This window comes from Lonsdalea iberica, from assembly GCF_002111585.1.
GTDB classification, from domain to species: Bacteria; Pseudomonadota; Gammaproteobacteria; order Enterobacterales; family Enterobacteriaceae; genus Lonsdalea; species Lonsdalea iberica.
Genome location: NZ_LUTP01000055.1, coordinates 1 through 18898, shown reverse-complemented (window position 1 = coordinate 18898; position 18898 = coordinate 1). Strand labels below are relative to the sequence as shown.

The following is an 18898-nucleotide window of genomic DNA, read 5'->3' as shown; positions in this document are numbered from 1 at the left end:
GGGGCCTGGGGCCTGGGGCCTGGGGCCTGGGGCCTGGCACGATATGGGCTGAAAGAGCAGATCGCTATACTCGGCCGCATGGCCTACGTGATATCTATTTATCGAAGTGACGGAGTGGGCAGTTCAAATTGCAAAAGGGTGAAGACGCACGGCCCGGCCACTCGTGGCTGTGGCGACTCTCGTTGATGCGTCATTTGTCGGTAATGCTACCCCTGCTAACGCGACTTGAGGTGAATGATCGGGGTGATACCAGCAAGATAACTATCCAGAATGGGGCATTCGTCAGCCATTTGGTCGGCATTCGCCACTCAGAAGTAGAAATAAGCTAAGACACCTACAGCAATCCAAAACAGCAGGCAGCCAACAAATGAAGCCATCCACGCTTTGCGCTTCAAATCGGAGTTTTGGTTGTAACCCATAGTAATTATCTCAATCATCTTATTGCTTACTTTATGTTGTTATGATTCGGGTGGGTCATGATACATGAATATCGGCATCCGCAATCGGTACTTTAATATTCACTTCCACCCTTATATCGCTCTATAAATAATCATGCTTCAGCCAAACGGAAGATAAACCGCCGTACTGAAAAAGAGAACTAAGCGTTATTTAATTGATATTCAAGGAATGTTAAGCATAGCCCATCGGGAAGGATTTGCCTGTGTCGGCAGAGTCACGTGCAAGAGAATCGCCATGTTATGCCACTTTGAGGGGTTGGCTGACGTTCAGATAACATTAATGTATAAGATGACAGTAAGATTATCCGATTCTGATCGCCAAATTGCCCTATTTTGACGTACATTCGTTACCGCTACGACACCCCATCGACGCTAAAACCGAGGATCCCGTGAAAAGAGTTATCGCCATGCTCATCATCAGCAGCCTGCTGTCCGGCTGCGGCAGCATCATTAGTCGCAACATCAAGGGACAGGGACACGGCCATCAATACTATCCCGGCGTACAGTGGGACGTGCGGGATACGTGGTTGAAATACATCACGTTTATCGACTTACCCTTCTCAATCATCGTCGACACTATCTTGCTGCCCGTCGATATGCGACATGGTCCCTACGAGTAGCGCCGCCGCGTTTTAAGCGCTTCACGCTTTTTTCGTTTTGACATGATTATTGCTGGCGGCCCGCTCCTGAACCGCCGCCAACCACTCCCGATAGCTGGCGGGCCATTTCACCGTCGGCGTTCCCGCTTTTCCCATACCGAACGCATGCCCCCCCTGACTATAACGATGCATTTCGACCGGAACATGGTGTCGCTGACAGGCTGCCGCCATGATCAACGTGTTATGTGGATCGGAAATGGTGTCATCTTTCGCCTGCGCCATAAACACTGGCGGCGTGGCCGAAGTCACGAAATGTTGTACCGACCACGCGGCCTCGGCCACGGGATCAGCATGTGGGCCCACCAGAATTTTATGGGTCGAGGTATGCGTATAGGGCTTTTCCAAAGTGATGATGGGATAGATGAGCGCGGCGTGTTCCGCATAGGCCGGAGCGTCATCGAGACTGTCCACTGCCGGATAAGACCTGAAATCGGTACGTGTTATCGCCATTCCCAGCAGATGGCCTCCTGCGGAAAATCCTAAAACGCCGACGTGTTGCTGACGATGGCGCATCATTCGCAGCGCCCTCTGCGCATCCTGTAATGCCGCCAGACTGCCTGCGCCCCAGCCCTCCTCCGGCAAACGGTAGCTAAGCACATAGGCCGTGTACCCGAGCGCCGCCAACCACTGCGCGGCAGGCCACGCCTCATCGCCCATTTCGATATGTTTATAGCCCCCGCCGCCGGCGACCAATATGCCCCAGCCATTCGGATTCGTTGGTGTAAACACCTCCAAAGCTGGACGAGAGATATTTTTCAGCGCCCCGCCTGCGGAAAGCACTTCATCCCCTACCGGCCCACCGCCGCCCGGCGGAATGTCGCGCCACAGCGGGAGATTGCTCCTCGGCGGTTCGCTGGTCGCCCAACTGTCAAGGATAGGCGTCGTCAGCAGCGCCGCTGCCGAACCTGCCAGAAAATGTCGACGATTAATCTTCATAACAGCATTTCTCCCACGAAAGTCGGCGGCCTACCGCGCTCATGCACGGAGCCTCAATACACAGCATAGGGTAGCCTCGGAAGTTCCCCCAATGGGGTCGATGAAACACCTTCTAATAGCGTTAAACGCCATGTTTCTAATCCCCCGGCGGCGGCGACTCCGGTTTTTTTTCGGCAAAAGACTTCGGCTCCCTCGCCGCTTTCAGCTTGAGCCTACGCTGAAGGCGATCATCAAGGACTCAAGTTGCCGGAGAATCGTTAATACAGAAACGGCTGCCCTCTCTCGTCATTGAGACAGGCACAGCCGTGATTAAGGAAAACTACAGCAGACTTATCGGTTGCGCCGCATCAGCTTGGAATGGTCTGCGCGACAGCCTCACGAGACCATACGCGGTGTTCCCGCATCGCGTGAATAAATGTCTCCGCTACCTTTTGGGCATCCTCTTCTATCAGCACCCCTTCATCTGGCTCAGGCAGCGGCAGCGCCTGATACAGGCTCAGCGCCTCCCCTTGCAGCCCTATTGCCTTAAGATGCTTAAACGCCTGCAGCAGATAGTACTTGGCATTGCCGTCGGATTTCAGCGTCTCAATACTCTGCTTACCGGTCGGTACAATTACCGCATCGACCAGAACGGAAGGATTCCCCTCGATCGTGCCCGCCACATCCAGCGACTGCCCTTGCAGCGTTTTGATCTTGCCAAGGTGGGGGGCGAAGATTTTGGTATGAATCCCCAGCTTATGCAGCGCTTTTTCGATTTTCTCGACCGATGCGCCGCATACGCCGTCCGCCGCCAGGATCGCGACCTGTCGGGATTTCAACGTCTGCTTTTTCTCCGCCGCATATAGGCTGAGCGTTGCATCCGTCGTGATACCGTTGATAGCACCAGGCAAGGGATGCTTACGCTGTTCGGCGGTGAGTTCCATCCCCAGGTTCTCCGCCACTTTTTCAGCCAAATCGTGATCGATGTACGTTAACTGATCGACCACTCGCTCACGGATCCACGGCCGCGCCACCTTCCCTAACTCAAAACTAAAGGCCCCTACGATGTGGTTTTTTTCCGCTTCGGTCTGACTTAGCCAGAACAAGCGAGGCTGGGAATAGTAGTCGGCGAACGACTCGCTGCGTTGACGAATCTTTTCACCGTCCGGCGCCTGTGGATAGGTCGAAAATCCGCCATTGGTCTGTGCGGGGGCGGTCTCCCGTGGCCAGTTGTTATTGATGGAGTTGGGTTCGTAATTCGCCGATCCGCTGATTTCCATCCGGTGCATGCCGTCTCGCTGATGATTATGGAACGGGCAAACCGGTTTGTTGATGGGCAGCTCGTGGAAATTCGGGCCGCCCAGTCGACTAATCTGCGTATCCAGATATGAGAACAATCGCCCTTGAAGCAGCGGATCGTCGGAAAAGTCGATCCCTGGGACGATGTTGCCCGGACAGAACGCCACCTGTTCCGTTTCGCTGAAGTAATTGTCCGGGTTGCGATTAAGCGTCATCTTACCGACCAACTGTACCGGTACGAGAGACTCCGGGATCAGCTTCGTCGGGTCGAGGATATCAAAATCGAACTTGTGCTCGTCCTCCTCGGGGATAATCTGCAGTCCCAGCTCATATTCCGGATAATCGCCGGCTTCGATCGCCTCCCACAACTCCTTACGATGAAAATCGGGGTCTCTCCCCGTCAGTAACTGAGCCTCATCCCAAATCAACGACGCCGCACCGTAAACCGGCTTCCAGTGGAAGCGGACAAAATGACACTTTCCTTCGGCGTTGATCAGCTTGAAGGTGTGGATCCCGAAACCTTCCATCATGCGATAACTGCGCGGGATACCGCGATCCGACATCGCCCAGGTCACATTGTGCAACGTTTCGGGTTGTAGGGAGACGTAATCCCAGAAGGTGTCGTGCGCGCTCTGCCCTTGAGGAATCTCATTGTGAGGCTCCGGCTTGACCGCATGTACAAAATCGGGAAACTTGATCGCATCCTGAATAAAGAAGATCGGCGTATTGTTCCCGACCAGATCGAAGTTGCCCTCCTGCGTGTAAAACTTGGTGGCCCACCCGCGGATGTCCCTCACCGTATCAGCAGACCCTCGCGATCCTTGCACAGTTGAAAAACGTACGAACACCGGCGTTTTTACCTTCGGGTCCTGCAGAAACTCCGCTTTGGTGTAGCGGGAGAGCGGTGCGTAGACCTGGAAATAGCCGTGCGCGGCTGCCCCACGTGCGTGGACCACGCGTTCAGGAATACGCTCATGGTCGAAATGCATGATTTTCTCGCGGAGGATAAAATCTTCCAGCAGCGTAGAACCTCGTGCGCCTACCTTGAGCGAGTTTTGGTTATCTGAAATTTTAACGCCCTGATCCGTACGCAAGGCTTCATGCTCAGGATCGGTACGATACTTATCCAGCTGTTTCAGCTTAGCGTTAGTGTTTTTGGGCGTTTTAGCTCCGCCGGGAAACATAGGTTCCGCGCCTGGCGGAGTAGGACTGCTTGCCGGTTTTAGCGCCGCATCGTCGGGTGCGGTATCCGCCAGATGAGGCTTGACCGACTGAGAGGCGTCCAACCTGACGCTCTTCGACGGCCCTCGTTTCTTCTCATCCTTCATGTTGCCTCCAGTTAATTGTTAATAGAAACATATACATAAAAAAGGCACTAAAATAACCCTGCTTTAAATATAGTTAATGGATTGTGATGCGGGGCGATGTAGCAACGGGAAACCTTCATTAATGCGAGGCCATTGAAAAAACGTCATGAAGAGAAGGAACGAAACAAGTGAAGGGAAAATAATTCACCGCCGCCTTGTCCCTTCGACGGTTGCCTATGGTGAATGGCCGATAAAAAACCGCCTACAGGATTAATGGGACGATAAGCCGTACGGCAACAGAATTCGAACCTTGGGTCGTTGCCTTTGGCATATTGGCTCACCTCATTGCAGAGACGCACACGAAAAATCTGGGAGGTAAGCGGCAAAATCACCAAGGTGGGTAGTAGGAAATCACGCGGCAACGCAGAGGTCATCGCGTGTCGATAGGGGTAATGGCATCGTGTCAGAGAGCCATTGCGGATCAACTGGCGCTCGAAAATCAGACGATTTCAGTAGCCGCTAAATTTCCCTTGAGCTGGTCGTTCGACACCGCCTGACGATTTGTCGCTTATTGCGAATCCCCCATCAGATTTTCAACACTTCAATACCATAATCCGCGGGATCCACAATGCCTTCGAGCTTGCCCAGCTGCGCCAAATCACTCCCCGAGACAACGCTATTGATGTTGCTTTCCAGAAAACGAAGATTTTTGACGATATTCACTTTTATCGGGTCGCCTCGACCGTTAACGTCCATGATCCAGGCAAGAAATCCCCCGTTGTATTTCGCCAAGGTACCGATGGGATTGGGGCCATGTACGCGAATATATTCAACCAAAAGGGCCTTATCATAGGCATCGCCGCATTCATTGATATGCCGGTAAGCGACCAGCGGGTTACGGGCGGGTATACCGTTACGCCGATGTATCGCTTTATTGACCGCTTTGATGACGGAAACCAGACGCACCAGACCCGATAGCTGTGCCCCCGTCTTACCGGCAGGATAACCGGAACCATCCAGACGCTCATTAGCGTTCTTAATGACATCTCCGCAAAGGGGACTCGGTTCCCAGGACAACGTGTCCAGCTTGGCGCACAGTGTCGTGACATGACCTTTCAGCACCTCTTTTTGCGGCGGCGTCATAGTTGCTTTAAGCGAAGGGAGTTCGACGCTGACCAATAAAGGTTTACCCAGTGTATGCAACAGTGCGCCTAATACGGCTTCCCTCACCTGATGATCGAAAGGGTTGCGCAGCAATAAGATGTCAGCCAATTGTCCTGCGACTTTGATCGCCATTCTGACCCAATCAGGCTCATCGCGAAGAAACGCGAGCGCATGCAAAAAAGCCTTCCTGTCCTGTTTAACCCAATTAATTAAAATATCAGCGCACCCATAAAATATCTCCGCAGGGAAAACGTCACGGATTTTGATATACATCAGTCCGATCTGGAGCTGGTGAACGATATTCATGACGTCGCGCTCAACCGCAGGCTGGCGTGAGAGTTTTTCCCGTTCCTGGCTCTCTCTTTGCAGCACCATTTTTTCAACGATACCGGGAATAAACAACGGGGAAGGATGCTCGACTTTATCACTGATGCCAGTTCTAAAAATGGCGTCCCTCTCGGCTTCATTAACATAGCGATAGAGGGCTTCGGTCTGCGGTGCGGATAAATTAATGAACTGTATCCCTACCGCCGCGTGCCCATAGGTTCCAAAAGGGCGAATATGGCGAACGTTGCCTTCAGCCCAGAATATCTCCCCGTTCGGGAACTCAAGTCTGATTTCAGGTAAAGACTGGTTGATGCTCATGGCGATACAGTCAGACAGATCAACATCGACCATACAGCCGCCAACCGAGAGATCACGCAGGTGCCCCGCCACTCGCGCTTCATGGGGATAGACTTCAATGCTGGCGCGTCCAGACATGCCAAGAATAAAAGGAACACGAATCGCCCCGCGGCTTTCGTTAATAAAGACCGACTCCGGAAGCTGACATTCTAGATGGTATTGCATTTTAGGCGTTTTAATCATTTTAGCGCGAATATTACTGAGACTATAAGTCTCGCGTTCGACGCTGTGCGGCCCCTTCAATGCTTCCAGGTCAATGGTAATGGCATCCGTCATTAAATATTTTTCAAAATTAATCATCGGATATTCCATTTCAAGAACCATGCGACCATTAGCAGGTTTTAAATCTATTATTTTGGCTGACACCGAAAAGACCATCTCTTTAGCATAAAGGGACAGTGAATGTTTATGCTGGACTAACGAAGAAATAACTCTTGCTGACGGATTAATATTCTGAGCCATAGCAATACCTGTGCATGCAATAAAAACAATGTTCTCACGACTGTCTCTATCGTTTACCTCCAACAAAATAAGGCCTACATGATTTTTCACTCTTTGGAGATACCGATAAACACAACGTGCGTGTCATTCAGGTCAGTTGCCCAGTCGTTAAGGGCGATAAATACGCGTCTTTATCACCAGAATGGCAAGGTTTTTTCATGCTTTGAGGTAAACGCCACCCCAGATGTTTCCAATCTCTGGATCGGTAAAAAACGGCGGTGGCGTAAAGGTTCCGAACGTTCGCCATACGGAGGTAATGGCATGAAATTATTATATAAATTACTCATAAGGCGTCCTTATAGACACGAAATAAGTTACGATAATTGCACCTGAGATGCTTAATGCCGAACGATAAAATCCAGCGATCGAAGCCTAAATGGCTCAATACATCCTATTGAATTAATACCACATAAAACCATCTCAAAATAGATTATAGCGATCAAAATAATAATGATGATAGCTAAAATCTATCACAATATTGTGTTTTGATCGATGGGATCGATCTGACATCTATATCGCTCTAGCCTAACTTTGGTTAAAAAACTAAATGCACACCTAAGTAATACCGTCAGGGAACACTCACCAACGCGCATCGAAGTAGTGATTGTTAAAATCAAAGAAATATTATTTTAAGGATTAAAATCAATAATACTAAACTGGTCATCCTGAATAAAAACCACATTTATTCAGTCAAAAACTAATATTTTTTAATATACTAAAATATGCACTATAAATATGGTGTGATAATAAAACCCAGTTTTCTATGAAATACATAATAACGCATGCAAAGTCTCTATAAAACAAAGCAATATAAGATGGCATCAATATATTACTTATAAATACATACAAGATTATTTTTTATATCATCAATTGAAATTCACAAGACAATATAAATATGCTTTTCTTTCATTATGCGGCATGAGGATAACGACCTTGTCCTTGAGGGAGTAGGCATCACTAGGCAAGGTTCATCCTCGCACCGCGAATGCATACGCTGACTTAACGGCTAAAGGCTGAATCATACATTCACGGAAAATCTTCTCGCAATAAGGTTTACCCCTATGTTTAGTCTAAAGGGGTTACTACATCGTAATTTTCAGACGCAATTTAATTTGAATAGGGGTCCCCTGATACGGACTGAAGACCCTGGCAGGTAAATAGTCTGGCCACATATTACCTGTAATACCGCAAAGATGTCCTCTGATTTAGAATGTCTTAAATATTAGCGAAAGCCGATTAATTGAGCCTGATGATTCGGGTAAAGAGAGTTCGACATCAACGGTTTCCGCAACGCTATTAATAATATCGATTTCAGCTGACTTGTCGGAGTTCAGCAGAATGTCCGCAGTTTTACTTGCATAACCATCAATGGTTGCAGAGCCGCTGACGGTAACACGAACTTTAGATATTTCGGCGCGAAGAGCCGACGACTGAGCGGTTTTGAGGTATATCGAACAAGGGATTAATCCGTTGGCTGGCGCGCCCGTAGTGAAATTGTAGTACTGAATATTACCGTTACCCTTTGAATATGGCCCAAAACGAACAAGCTGCTGAACGCTGGCGCCAGGATTACTTGATGCTTCTGCGTAAACTTGCACATTACTCTGCACAGATGAATAAAGTCTAAAACTGCTCTGACCATTTTGATTGAGGATGGCCTGGTACGTTGCAGAGCCTGACTCATAAAAAACAGCGTCTCCGACTATCGATAAAATGACCGTCGAACCGGCAGGGCCTTTAATTATTCCCTGATTGAATGGATAAACATGAATGGCATTATAATCTGTATTTGCGGCGCCCGTTGAAATGACCATACCAAAATCACTGCTGCTACCACTCAAATCAAGCATAACCTCACTAAATTCAGATACGCCTAATACGGAACCAGTTCTTCTTACCTGATAACAAGCTGACACGGTTCCTTTATCTCCGAGATATTCGAGTTTGTTCTCTGGAATCAAAAAGGTTACTCCTGCACTCATATCTGTAGTCAATATCACGTGACTTTCCACCCCCCCGTCTGAAATATCGCCTGATGCACTCATTCCCTTCCAGAAGAGCGTCACGGTATCGTTGGCTTTAATCCCGGTATAAGGTGCAATATGAACATGGGTGCCAGCATTCGCTGTGATACTGCTCTGGTTTATGACTCCATTTACCGCATCAGTGAAAACAGGTGCCGGATATTTTATTTCTGGCTGTCCGTCAATAATATCAACAGTGATACCGGTAGATGTTCCTGTATTACCGGCAACATCTCGGGAGGTATAATTGATGTAATGCGACCCGACATCCAATCCTTTAGTAATTACCACAACAATGGGAAAGTCTGAGGACAAGTCATCTACGATAACTTCTTTTACCGGAAGGTTATCCCATAATACGGTAATGTAATCACCTCGGGCGGCGTCTTCATACTGTTGAATGCGCACAAACACTCCGCCCGCGACGTTGAGATCGTTAAGGCTGATAGAATTCTCTGAAGTCATCTGCGGTAAACCGGGTACAGGAAGGGGACTTACTGCATTCACCATATAAAACTCTCCTTAATTATATCGGGTTGAATCCAGAGATGGGCATAACCCACCTCTGGTCTGGTGCCGGGTTTACGCCTGAGGCAGATGAGGCGGAACTGTATCAATAATCAATGTCTTGGTAAAAGAGGAGCCGGAAACAGAAACAGAACCAGTGCCGGTAACGGTGTACCAGAACTGTCCACGGACGTCATCAAAGGTATCTTTGCTATCCACGATTGCAGTTTTCGGTAAATAAAAAGGAATCGTGTTGTCCTTGATTTCCGCTTCAGTTACGGTATGGGTGGCGACAGCTTTGGTGGCAATAATTTCTGTTTTATAGTTTTTATCAAACACCCTCATGTAAAGAGTAATGATATTGCCGGCAAAAATATCGGCGTCGTCTGACGTCTGAGGAAGTAGCACTTCTACCACAACTCCCTTTTCACTTACGTCGTCGTAGTTAATGGTGTTATCAGTGATATCCGGGAACACCGGCGCGTCATACAGCGGGTTAATGTATGTCCCTCCGGTGACGGTAATTGCTTGAGGTTTTGAGTAGGAAACGTTTTGCGCCAAGTCGGTGATAGTGTAGTACACCGTATAATCGCCATCGGAGAGTACTTCAGTGGCCGTAAAATCGTTTTTAATGTTGACGATCCAAGGGAAAGTGTCACTGGTACCATCGTCATACCGCGAAATTGAATTTTTACCCCAATAGAAGTCATACAAGTCACCCGCAACAGGGTCATCGGTATGGCGTACCACCATGGCCTGTACCGTACCGTTAACTTCTTTCTCGGTCAGAATGCCATTTTTAGCCTGAGGCACGATGGGAGCGGCCAGGACGGATGAATAAAAGCCGATGCTTATGCTATCGATCGCATCACCACCGTCGTCCACGGTCACGGTGACAACAACCGCTGATTTTACGTCGCAATCGACTGTATTTGACGCATAGCCCGTCGATGAAGTCAGGCTGGTTTCACTGCCGAGCGTCGCCGTGGTGGTGGTTGGGCCAATGGACCATTTGACCGTCATGCCTTGTGCCGCTTCGCCTGAATCACTGTTGAAAACCTTTGCAGTGAGCTTTAGAGTCTCACCGGGAGCGACGACAGGGACGTCGGAACTGAGTACGATTGTATTAGCCATAACATAACCTCTCTTTTCTGATTGATGATTGATTTCTGTTTGATTTAAGCATTTCACTACTATGTGATTTGATTTATATTGAAATTTTCAGTTTCCACAAAATAATTCACGCTCTATCTAATAAACACCTGCCCATTTTATTTTTAATATTTCACCGAAACATGACATTCCTATTGAGTTGTTTACTTTACGTTCTATATTTTATTTTTCTTAAAGAGTTCATACAGAACTCTCCGAATAACAGATTAGACTATAGACTATAGACTATAGACTATAAAATATAATCACAGCAATAAAATACACTCGCACTATCGCTTTAATCTTTTTAGCGTTTTTTCAAGGCCAGCTTTGGGAAAGCAACTTAGTCGGGTTTCATGACTACAGTTAACAACATTACCCCTTCGTCGCAATTCAGGCGAAAATAATTCAAACTCAGTTCTCCATCGGCGAATACTGCTGCTATTAGGATTGTTCAGCCTCAAATGTTTCCCATGCCAGTGAATACCCTTTTCTATTGAGCAGTCGTAACCGAGAAGGATAACATTCTCAAAACCCAGACTCATGGCGAAAAAAATCGCAACCAACCCCGAATTTATTGTGCTTTCAATTTGGATTTTAAAGTGGTTTATTCCATATATTTTGGCAGCGCTTTCATTGCTGGTCCATTTTTGTGCTGATGAATCGATTATATGATGATTATTCTTCCACCACACCTCATCTCCTGCAAAAATATACTGACACTCTGGGTATAATTTCCAACTGGAGTTTATTGTCATGACAGGTATTTTATTATCTCTCAAGTGATAAATATCATCCCTACACAGTGACGGTCCTGATGCACATACCGCAATGACATCAACTGACATTAGCCCTCTCCCGCTTTAAGTAAACAGTCTAATTGTTACGACGGAGAAAAGCATAGCTGCCTACACCATCACGACCCAGTTCACTTTCAATTGCACCATATTCGGCACAGCCAAACCCTTGGTTATCAAACCAGCGCATCAAACCATCGTGCGTCCAGTATTAGATATGCTCATCACGACGGTAATGACGCGAATCAAGGATGTGTTCAGCACTTTAAAACACCGGCACTGAAACAAACACCCATTTCCAGCGCGCTACACAGCGAGATCGGGACGGTCAATATGTTCGAGGGTGTCCCGGAAGAAAGTGCCGGATAGTAACCGGCGTACAGTTCTGCCCATAAATCTTGGGTAAGCTGCCAGTCAATGGCAATCGGATTCACGTCATACCCAAGTGTATCAGGTCGAGACTTAACAAACTGGCCCGCACCAATGCCTACATCCTGTAGTGTTCCTCGCAGTACCGTGAGACTAAATCAATCCGTGCAGCCGTCAGCCGATGCCCCATCGGTGTATCGCTCATAGCCTGATACCGTACAAAATAGCTCTCGTCATAAGGTCTTGCCGCAGGAACAGGGAAACGCCCCATACCCAATTCAGGAAGCTAGGCTAAACCTGAGTTCAGTTCACGATAAAGTAATTCCATAAGAAATATCCTTTTCCAGCGAAGCTGCCACACGCTCAATAAATGGCATAACCCTAGATGGTAAGTTACTGATATATTTATCACAGTTATGATTCATCAGCTGACAGCGGCAGTAATTATCAGGATAGATGTATAATGTTTCGGGCAAACACATACAACTGCGGTCGGTCACTTTCGTATGGTGGTTGTTTCCCCCACACCCTCCTTGTAGGCAGATCGTTGGACGTCTATACGCTTGCGCAGCATGCATCACCACCCCGACACCTGTGACTACTATGTCAGCGCGTTCGATCAGAGCGAGCATCTGAGTCAAAGACAGCTCGCCGTGATGGAATTTTTGATGGGCGAAGGGTTCAACATCAGGTATCCACTCTTGGCCGGGTTCGATATCTGCGATACTGACGACATGCCACCCCTTCCCGGCCAAAATTCTGGCTACGCTATCAACATATTCATTGAGGGGGCCACGACTTGAGTTATGCCATTCCCTGCGTTCAGTCGTGGGACGAACAACGGCAAGAGGTTTGTTCGACGGAATCCCAATATCTGGTAGTGCATAATGCGGTAAATCAAGACCTGCCGGGGGGATACCGAACTGGCGCTCGAACGCGGTGAAAATGCTGCCCTGCCTTAGGTCGATATCACCATAAAAAATTCGCCGATAAGGCATTCCGGTCGTGACGGATTCAAAGATGACGTTGGTTCGATTTTCGTTTTTTCTCTGTGTGCGTAAACGGGTGTTTGCCTTTACAAAATGCAGGCGACTTATCCCTTGGTAAATTTCCGGCACCGGCGTCTTCAACCAGATTTCCTGACCTCTTCGCGTGAGCTGTTTGATGAAGCAACGCTGGACAATATTGTCCCCAATACCATGCATTCCGTCGATATATATCCCTGCCATAAGCGCCCCTATTCAGATTCTGTAAGACTGAACTTCACATACCTTTGGAACAGATGCAGACAAACTCCAGCCCAAAAGCGAACCTCATTACAAGATCGTCGTACCATATTGGATGAAGAAATCTGCTGGCCGTCAGCGTCCTTCCCCTGACGGCCAAGTGTAACGGTTATTAATTAACCCGACACATTACATAACTCGATCCGGGTTGAGGTGATGTACCGGGTATTCCAGTGGAGTAGATGAAAGCAATGTCTTCCTTCGCACGCCATGTGGTGGTCGTTTCTGCGTCAAAGTAGAACCGGTAGTGCGCCAGTGACGGGCTGTCACGCCATTCACCGAACAATTTGCCCACAACTGAGACCGCGCCATCCGACAGATCTGCGGCAGACTCTATAGAGGAAGTCCCGAAGTCCCTGCAGACGCTACTTGCCTCATTATCACCGTTTCTTATTACAGAGACTCGGGAAGAGACCTTGTACCACTTTTGTAATGTGAAAGTATAAGTCAGCGCCTTCCCCCCCGCTTTCGGTGTAGCGGTAATGGTCACTTCACGATCTGATGCCGGTGGCGAATCATCAAGGGAGAACGAGGACGTCGCGTTCATAGTGGCGTGGTTACTACTATCAAACGTCACCCACGAACGGTTACTGCTCCAAGTATACTTGGCCATGTCATCGGTGCTGTTATCAATCAAGAAATACATCGTGGCTCCGGCATAACCCGTTTGTGGGAAGCCTTGCTCCGCAGCAAAGATGTAGTTCGTGCCATAAACTCCAACACCCGTTATCGATGAGGCCACGAAGGTGATGCTCTGTGTTTTACCAGCATCATTGCCATTGTCTTGAGCCTGGGCGGTTACCGTCACCACTTCGCCTTCCATATCAGTCAGCGTGGCTTGCGCCTGCCCACTGCTGTTCGTGTTCACCGTATTAGCGCTGAGTGTTGCGCTGCCCGTCACGCTGAACGTCACTGGCGTGTTCACGACCACAGCGCCGTTGCTATCTTTTACCGTTGCCGTCAGCGTGGATGAGGTACTGCCGTCCGCCTTGACGCTTGCAGCACTTGCGGAAAGATCCGTAACGGTATAGGTGATAAATGCCATCTGAGCCGAAGCGGTTTTACCGTTGCTCAGGGTGGCGGTGACCGTGACGGTCTCCGCAACGGAGTCAGTCACGGCCACCGAGACCTGGCCCTTACTGTCGGTCGTCCCGGAAGCGGAAGAAAGTGCTGCACGACCATCCGTGCTGAGCGTGACTACCTGACTGGAAAGGGCATTGCCGTTTTTATCCTTCAGCGTCACCGTGGCCGTATTAGATGCACTGCCGTTGGCCAGCGCCCCTGTTGTGGCTGTGATCGCCAGCACTGCGCTGTCCAAGTCAGCCACAAAACTGCTGTCTTTCGTCCTACTACTGCCAGTAGAAAGCTTCGCCGTCACCTGTACGGTTTCCGCAATAGTATCAGTCAAAGTGACCTGCGCATGTCCATTGCTGTCAGTATTCACGGTAGAGGCATTCAGTATTGCATTACCGTTGACACTGAACGTGACGGCGGTGTTTATTAGCGGATTGTCATTCGCATCCATGACAGTCACCGTGGCGGTATTCGTGTCACTGCCTGATGCCTTAGCCCCGCTGGTCACAGTCAGGTCCGTCAACCGAGCGCTGTCCTTGTCGGAAACAAACAGGCTTGATGCTGTCGCGCTGTTGCTGTTAGACAAGGTTGCCGTCAGGGTCAGGGACTCCGCAACAGTATCGGTATAAGACACGGTAGTTTTACCGCTGCTGTCGGTGACCGCAGACTGACCAAAGACAACCGTAGATTTATCTGCTGACCATGAGACCGTCTGCCCTGTGAGCAAGTTGCCATTGGCATCCGTCACCGTGACTAGTGCCTCGTTAGCTGTTTTCCCATCAGCCGGGCTACCGTCTATCGTGACGCTCAGGGAACCGACTTTCGCGGTAGTGCTATTGCCAGTGAAATGCACGGTTCCCTCCGCCGTCTGGCTTCCAGCGGTAGCGCTAATGGCCGCGCTGCCCGCCGTGGTGGACGTGAGATGAACCGTCGCCTTCCCATTGCTGTCTGATGCTGAAGCGTTTTCCTTCATCACAACGTTATCAGGCAGGGCCCAGCTGATACTTTGGCCCGCTGCAGGTTTGCCGTTGCTGTCCGTTAGCGTGGCCACCACAGTGTCTGGGCTGCTGCCGTCCGCTACTGCATTGTCCTGCGTGACGGTCAGTTCGATTTTGCTCACCGACACCGCCACAAAGTGACTATTTTTTGAAGAGCTAATGCTACTGCTTTGCACCGTCACCGGTACCGTCTGTGCTTTCGTGCTGGTCAGTGTCACCGCAGCCAGTCCGTTATTATCCGTTACGGAGGAAGAGGCCACCAGGCTGACGCTGCCATCATCTGAGGGAGCAAGCCAGTTTACTGGCGCGTTGCGCACTGGCTCCCCGCTGCGGTTCGTCGCCAACACCTGTAACACATTTCGGCTAACGCCGTCAGCCGGGCTATTGTCCGTAATCTGTGTAAGCAGAAGATGCGCCACATCCTGCGCCGGGTTTTTGCGATACTGCAGCACAATCTCGTTGTTGCGATTCACCAGATCATAGCGGCTGGCTGCCAGTGTACGCATAACCTGTACATTCGCTGGGTCAATCTGCCACCGCCAGCCGTGTCCAAAGCTCCACCTCACGTCCAGGCTAACCTGCGTGTCATGAATGCCCCTTCCTTGACGATGGTCGGTGCCCAGAGTGACCAGAGGAACCGGGGTGTACTCTACGCCCGCCGTGACAGCGTGCGGATTGTGCTGCAAGTGATCTTTATTAAAGAGTGCAACCTGATCGCCGTAATACTGCTCCCATACCAATTTGCCACCCAGTTGAGGGTAAGCCGGCAGCCAACCTTCAGCCCGGATATCATATCCGTCAGCCGGTTTTTCCTGCCAGGAGCCATCAAAATCGCGTGAAGTGTGCCAGTCCGTCGTACCAATATAGGTGTTGGCCGAGAGTCTGAGGTAATCACGCCAGGCTTCTCCGCCAAAACCCACGCGCCGGTTATGGCCGGTGAGGTCGTTATCTAAGAAGACGTTACCGCCATACATCCAGCCGTTCTGCCAGAAAGTGCGCACACCCCAGCCCAGATTGGCAGTAAGACGGTCTGAAGGTTTACGGATACCACCCTGCACAAAAAACATCGACTTTTCACTATCATACAGGGGAACTAGCAGATCAGCGCTGCTGTGGCTCCAGCTCCCGTGACGATCCATATTGAGCTGGATTCGGGCCGTTCCGAAGCCATTCAGCCACTGTTGCAGACCAGCAGACGCCTCCCCTACGGCAAGAGAACGTGCAGAATCCGACGCACGCCCCGAAGACAACATGTTCGCGCCTTGGGTCATGATGTCCGAATAGGGTAAGCCCTCATCCTGTTCTTGTACTCGCTCGTGAGTATCACGATCAACAGAAAAGGGTGAACGAGGCTCAGCGACCGCAAACTGAGAGAATACAACGGGTACAGCGGGCAGGGAGGCCTGAAGTACGATCTGAGACCAGATTATAATCTTTTTGAAAATTTTCATTGTGTCTTCAATAAACATTAGAAAGCGGACCTTATTTCTATAACAAAGTTATATATAAAAAATCTTCTTGCCAATCCCCAGCCTGGAGGGTGGCTAAAGTAAATAATTGTGACCAATAACCTTACACTGCACTGCGTTACCGCTCCCGTCACTTAACTAATATTCCCTCGATGTCCAGAGCCTTGCTAATCTTTAAAATCCAGAGTTAGAGTTTAAGAAATATTAATAATACTTAGATCTTGAGTTTTCTACCGTCCCCACCTCAAAAAATTTTCGCATCAGGCATCCTTTTCCTGCTGTACTATACTCATATCCACTTACTATTACCGACCTTCAACGCAGGTTAGCAGAGTATATATATTTTTTTCTACCGGCAATGAAAATTGGCCAAATCCATTCTATGGATAGAATTACCACAGGATTACTCATATTCAACACTTAATATGAAATAAAAAAACATATTATTATTTAAAACATAAAAATCATACACTTAAAAATAAATCTACACTTTATATAGCTACCTTATGACCAACACAAAAGCACCACGCAAAAAGTTAACAACTTTAAAAAAAAATTTTTACACGATTTGTTTAGGTAGCGTTTAGCTATCCAGCTATACATCACTGGATTAGACATGAAAACTCCATAAATGAATTCGCGTATTTTAGTTGATAATGTCGAATCTTTGTTTTATACACTCAAATTACCCGGCATCATGGGATAGTATTTCTCTGTGTCTCTAGGCCGTCAGACCCTTAATTCAGATGTAAATACAGTATGAATTCAATCTCATTGATGACAGTCATTCGATAAAATATTAACCACCTAACCTTTAGGTAACTTAAGATATTAATATGCAGTATTCGTATATTTACAATAGGGAAGTATCGCACTAAGAATTGTCGCCCGCTGGATGAGTTTATGACCTATTCCCTTAGATGAAAGAGCATAGTTTTATTACTTCTGACTTTTTTTAATAGTGCCGCTTAAACATTCTGCCTAACCATTGGGGGGTTTCGTTTTATGCGTATAACTCAAAATGAGGAAATATCATGTACACATTGATTTTGACAGCCACCTCCACCGCATCAGCTAACGGCTCTGATACTAACACCGCGACAGCTATCCTCATGAATGGTAACCAGTATGTTAGTGGGGAAACCATTGAATTTAGGCTTTTGACTGGAAGTGCCATTTTTTCCGACGGCACTCCCATTAAGCAGGTCACAACAAATTCTCTAGGGGCAGCGTCGGTGGAATATACGGACACCGTGGGAGAAACCATTTCCATTCTGGCTATTATGAAAGCGAATGCGACCGTTTACAGCACCGCTACCTCTTCTTTCGACGGTAATGAGCCGGCGCCGGTTCCGGAGCTCAAGGTTACGCGTGTTTACAATGAAAACGATAAAACGTTCTCTTCAGGTGGCCCCCATTACCTGTTCATCGGGGCAAAATTTTATATTGAGCTCAACGAAGTTTCGTCCTCCACGGTCTGGGGATCAAATGATGCCAATGTGGCAGTTAAAAATGTGAACGGCTTAGGTTATGTCACGATAAAGGGTACGCCAGCGTCTAGTGTGGTCAGAATCACCTTCGAACATGCATCGGGAAGTGGCTCCTATGATGTGGCTTGTAATCTCTATATCGATAATATTCACGCAGAATACGAACCAAAACTGACGCCGAACAAATCTGAGTTTTTGGCTATATATAATGAGTGGGGAGATATGTCTACTTTCGACTGGGGAACTGGCAAAAATGTTTATTATTACTACGCACGAAAGGATTCTGTTTACTCGTACGTCATTGACATGAGCACAGGTTCTGAAAGCCTGTATCCAATTCATTCATGTGATTCCGCGACTAAGCTCACCCTCACCTCTAAGCCTATATAACGCCCTCACGGTGCTTCTGCAGGCTCATCAATATCCCTTCGCTGATGGCAGAGCCGCCCATTCGTTATTGGCGGCACTGTCGATCACCCACATAGCCTGATTTCTGAGTAGCTATCATCAGTAATACGCTCATTAATACTTTGGGGTTCATGACCTTGGCACGTTGCGAAATGTCATCTTTTCATTTCATCTTTATGCTGGATTGGATTGAATTGGTCACGACGGCATCAGCAAGCTCAATGTGGCGCTCTCCCCAGCCCAAAAGTTGACACGTGAATAATTGCATTGGCATCAATTTAAATATCTCGCTGCTCGATGAAATGATTAATCGCTCTTACCTTTCAAAATGACCGCC

General features: G+C 48.4%; 11 protein-coding genes. 2 read left to right on the top strand and 9 right to left on the bottom strand.

Annotated elements, in window-relative coordinates; all coding sequences use genetic code 11:
• Positions 1-308: 308 nt before the first annotated feature.
• Positions 309-419 carry a YmiA family putative membrane protein gene (locus AU511_RS17895; protein ID WP_139823930.1) on the bottom strand — a complete coding sequence of 37 codons (111 nt, stop codon included), beginning with the start codon at positions 417-419 and terminating at the stop codon, positions 309-311.
• 446 nt (positions 420-865) lie between these two features.
• On the opposite strand from AU511_RS17895, the gene AU511_RS15120 reads away from it, so the two are divergent.
• A complete protein-coding gene (locus tag AU511_RS15120; protein ID WP_036150742.1) occupies positions 866-1078 on the top strand; it encodes a YceK/YidQ family lipoprotein in 213 nt (70 codons plus the stop codon).
• A 21-nt stretch (positions 1079-1099) separates the two neighbouring features.
• Here the strand turns inward: AU511_RS15120 and AU511_RS15115 are convergent, their stop codons facing one another.
• The 8 genes from AU511_RS15115 to AU511_RS15080 all read right to left on the bottom strand — a co-directional run bounded on the left by AU511_RS15115 (position 1100) and on the right by AU511_RS15080 (position 16465).
• Entirely contained in the window at positions 1100-2047 is a 948-nt protein-coding gene (locus AU511_RS15115; RefSeq protein WP_094110184.1) for an alpha/beta hydrolase, read from the bottom strand.
• Between the two features lie 353 nt (positions 2048-2400).
• Positions 2401-4659, bottom strand: a complete 2259-nt coding sequence (katE, locus tag AU511_RS15110; RefSeq protein ID WP_094110183.1) for a catalase HPII — start codon at positions 4657-4659, stop codon at positions 2401-2403.
• A gap of 564 nt (positions 4660-5223) precedes the next feature.
• The gene (locus AU511_RS15105) at positions 5224-6948 is read right to left on the bottom strand and encodes a PilZ domain-containing protein (RefSeq protein WP_094110182.1); all 1725 of its coding nucleotides are present in this window, start codon (positions 6946-6948) and stop codon (positions 5224-5226) included.
• A gap of 1244 nt (positions 6949-8192) precedes the next feature.
• Entirely contained in the window at positions 8193-9521 is a 1329-nt protein-coding gene (locus AU511_RS15100) for a hypothetical protein (RefSeq protein WP_094110181.1), read from the bottom strand.
• Positions 9522-9593: 72 nt separating this feature from the next.
• Complete coding sequence (locus tag AU511_RS15095) at positions 9594-10652, bottom strand: hypothetical protein (RefSeq protein WP_139829398.1); 1059 nt, start codon at positions 10650-10652, stop codon at positions 9594-9596.
• Between the two features lie 308 nt (positions 10653-10960).
• Positions 10961-11518, bottom strand: coding sequence for a hypothetical protein (locus AU511_RS17130; protein ID WP_240503857.1), 558 nt, complete (start codon positions 11516-11518; stop codon positions 10961-10963).
• 626 nt (positions 11519-12144) lie between these two features.
• Positions 12145-13065 carry a glycosyltransferase family 9 protein gene (locus tag AU511_RS15085; RefSeq protein WP_094110179.1) on the bottom strand — a complete coding sequence of 307 codons (921 nt, stop codon included), beginning with the start codon at positions 13063-13065 and terminating at the stop codon, positions 12145-12147.
• A 169-nt stretch (positions 13066-13234) separates the two neighbouring features.
• The gene (locus tag AU511_RS15080; protein WP_167372053.1) at positions 13235-16465 is read right to left on the bottom strand and encodes an Ig-like domain-containing protein; all 3231 of its coding nucleotides are present in this window, start codon (positions 16463-16465) and stop codon (positions 13235-13237) included.
• A 1232-nt stretch (positions 16466-17697) separates the two neighbouring features.
• Between AU511_RS15080 and AU511_RS15075 the strand changes: the two genes are divergently transcribed.
• Positions 17698-18543 carry an Ig-like domain-containing protein gene (locus tag AU511_RS15075; RefSeq protein WP_094110177.1) on the top strand — a complete coding sequence of 282 codons (846 nt, stop codon included), beginning with the start codon at positions 17698-17700 and terminating at the stop codon, positions 18541-18543.
• Positions 18544-18898 lie beyond the last annotated feature (355 nt).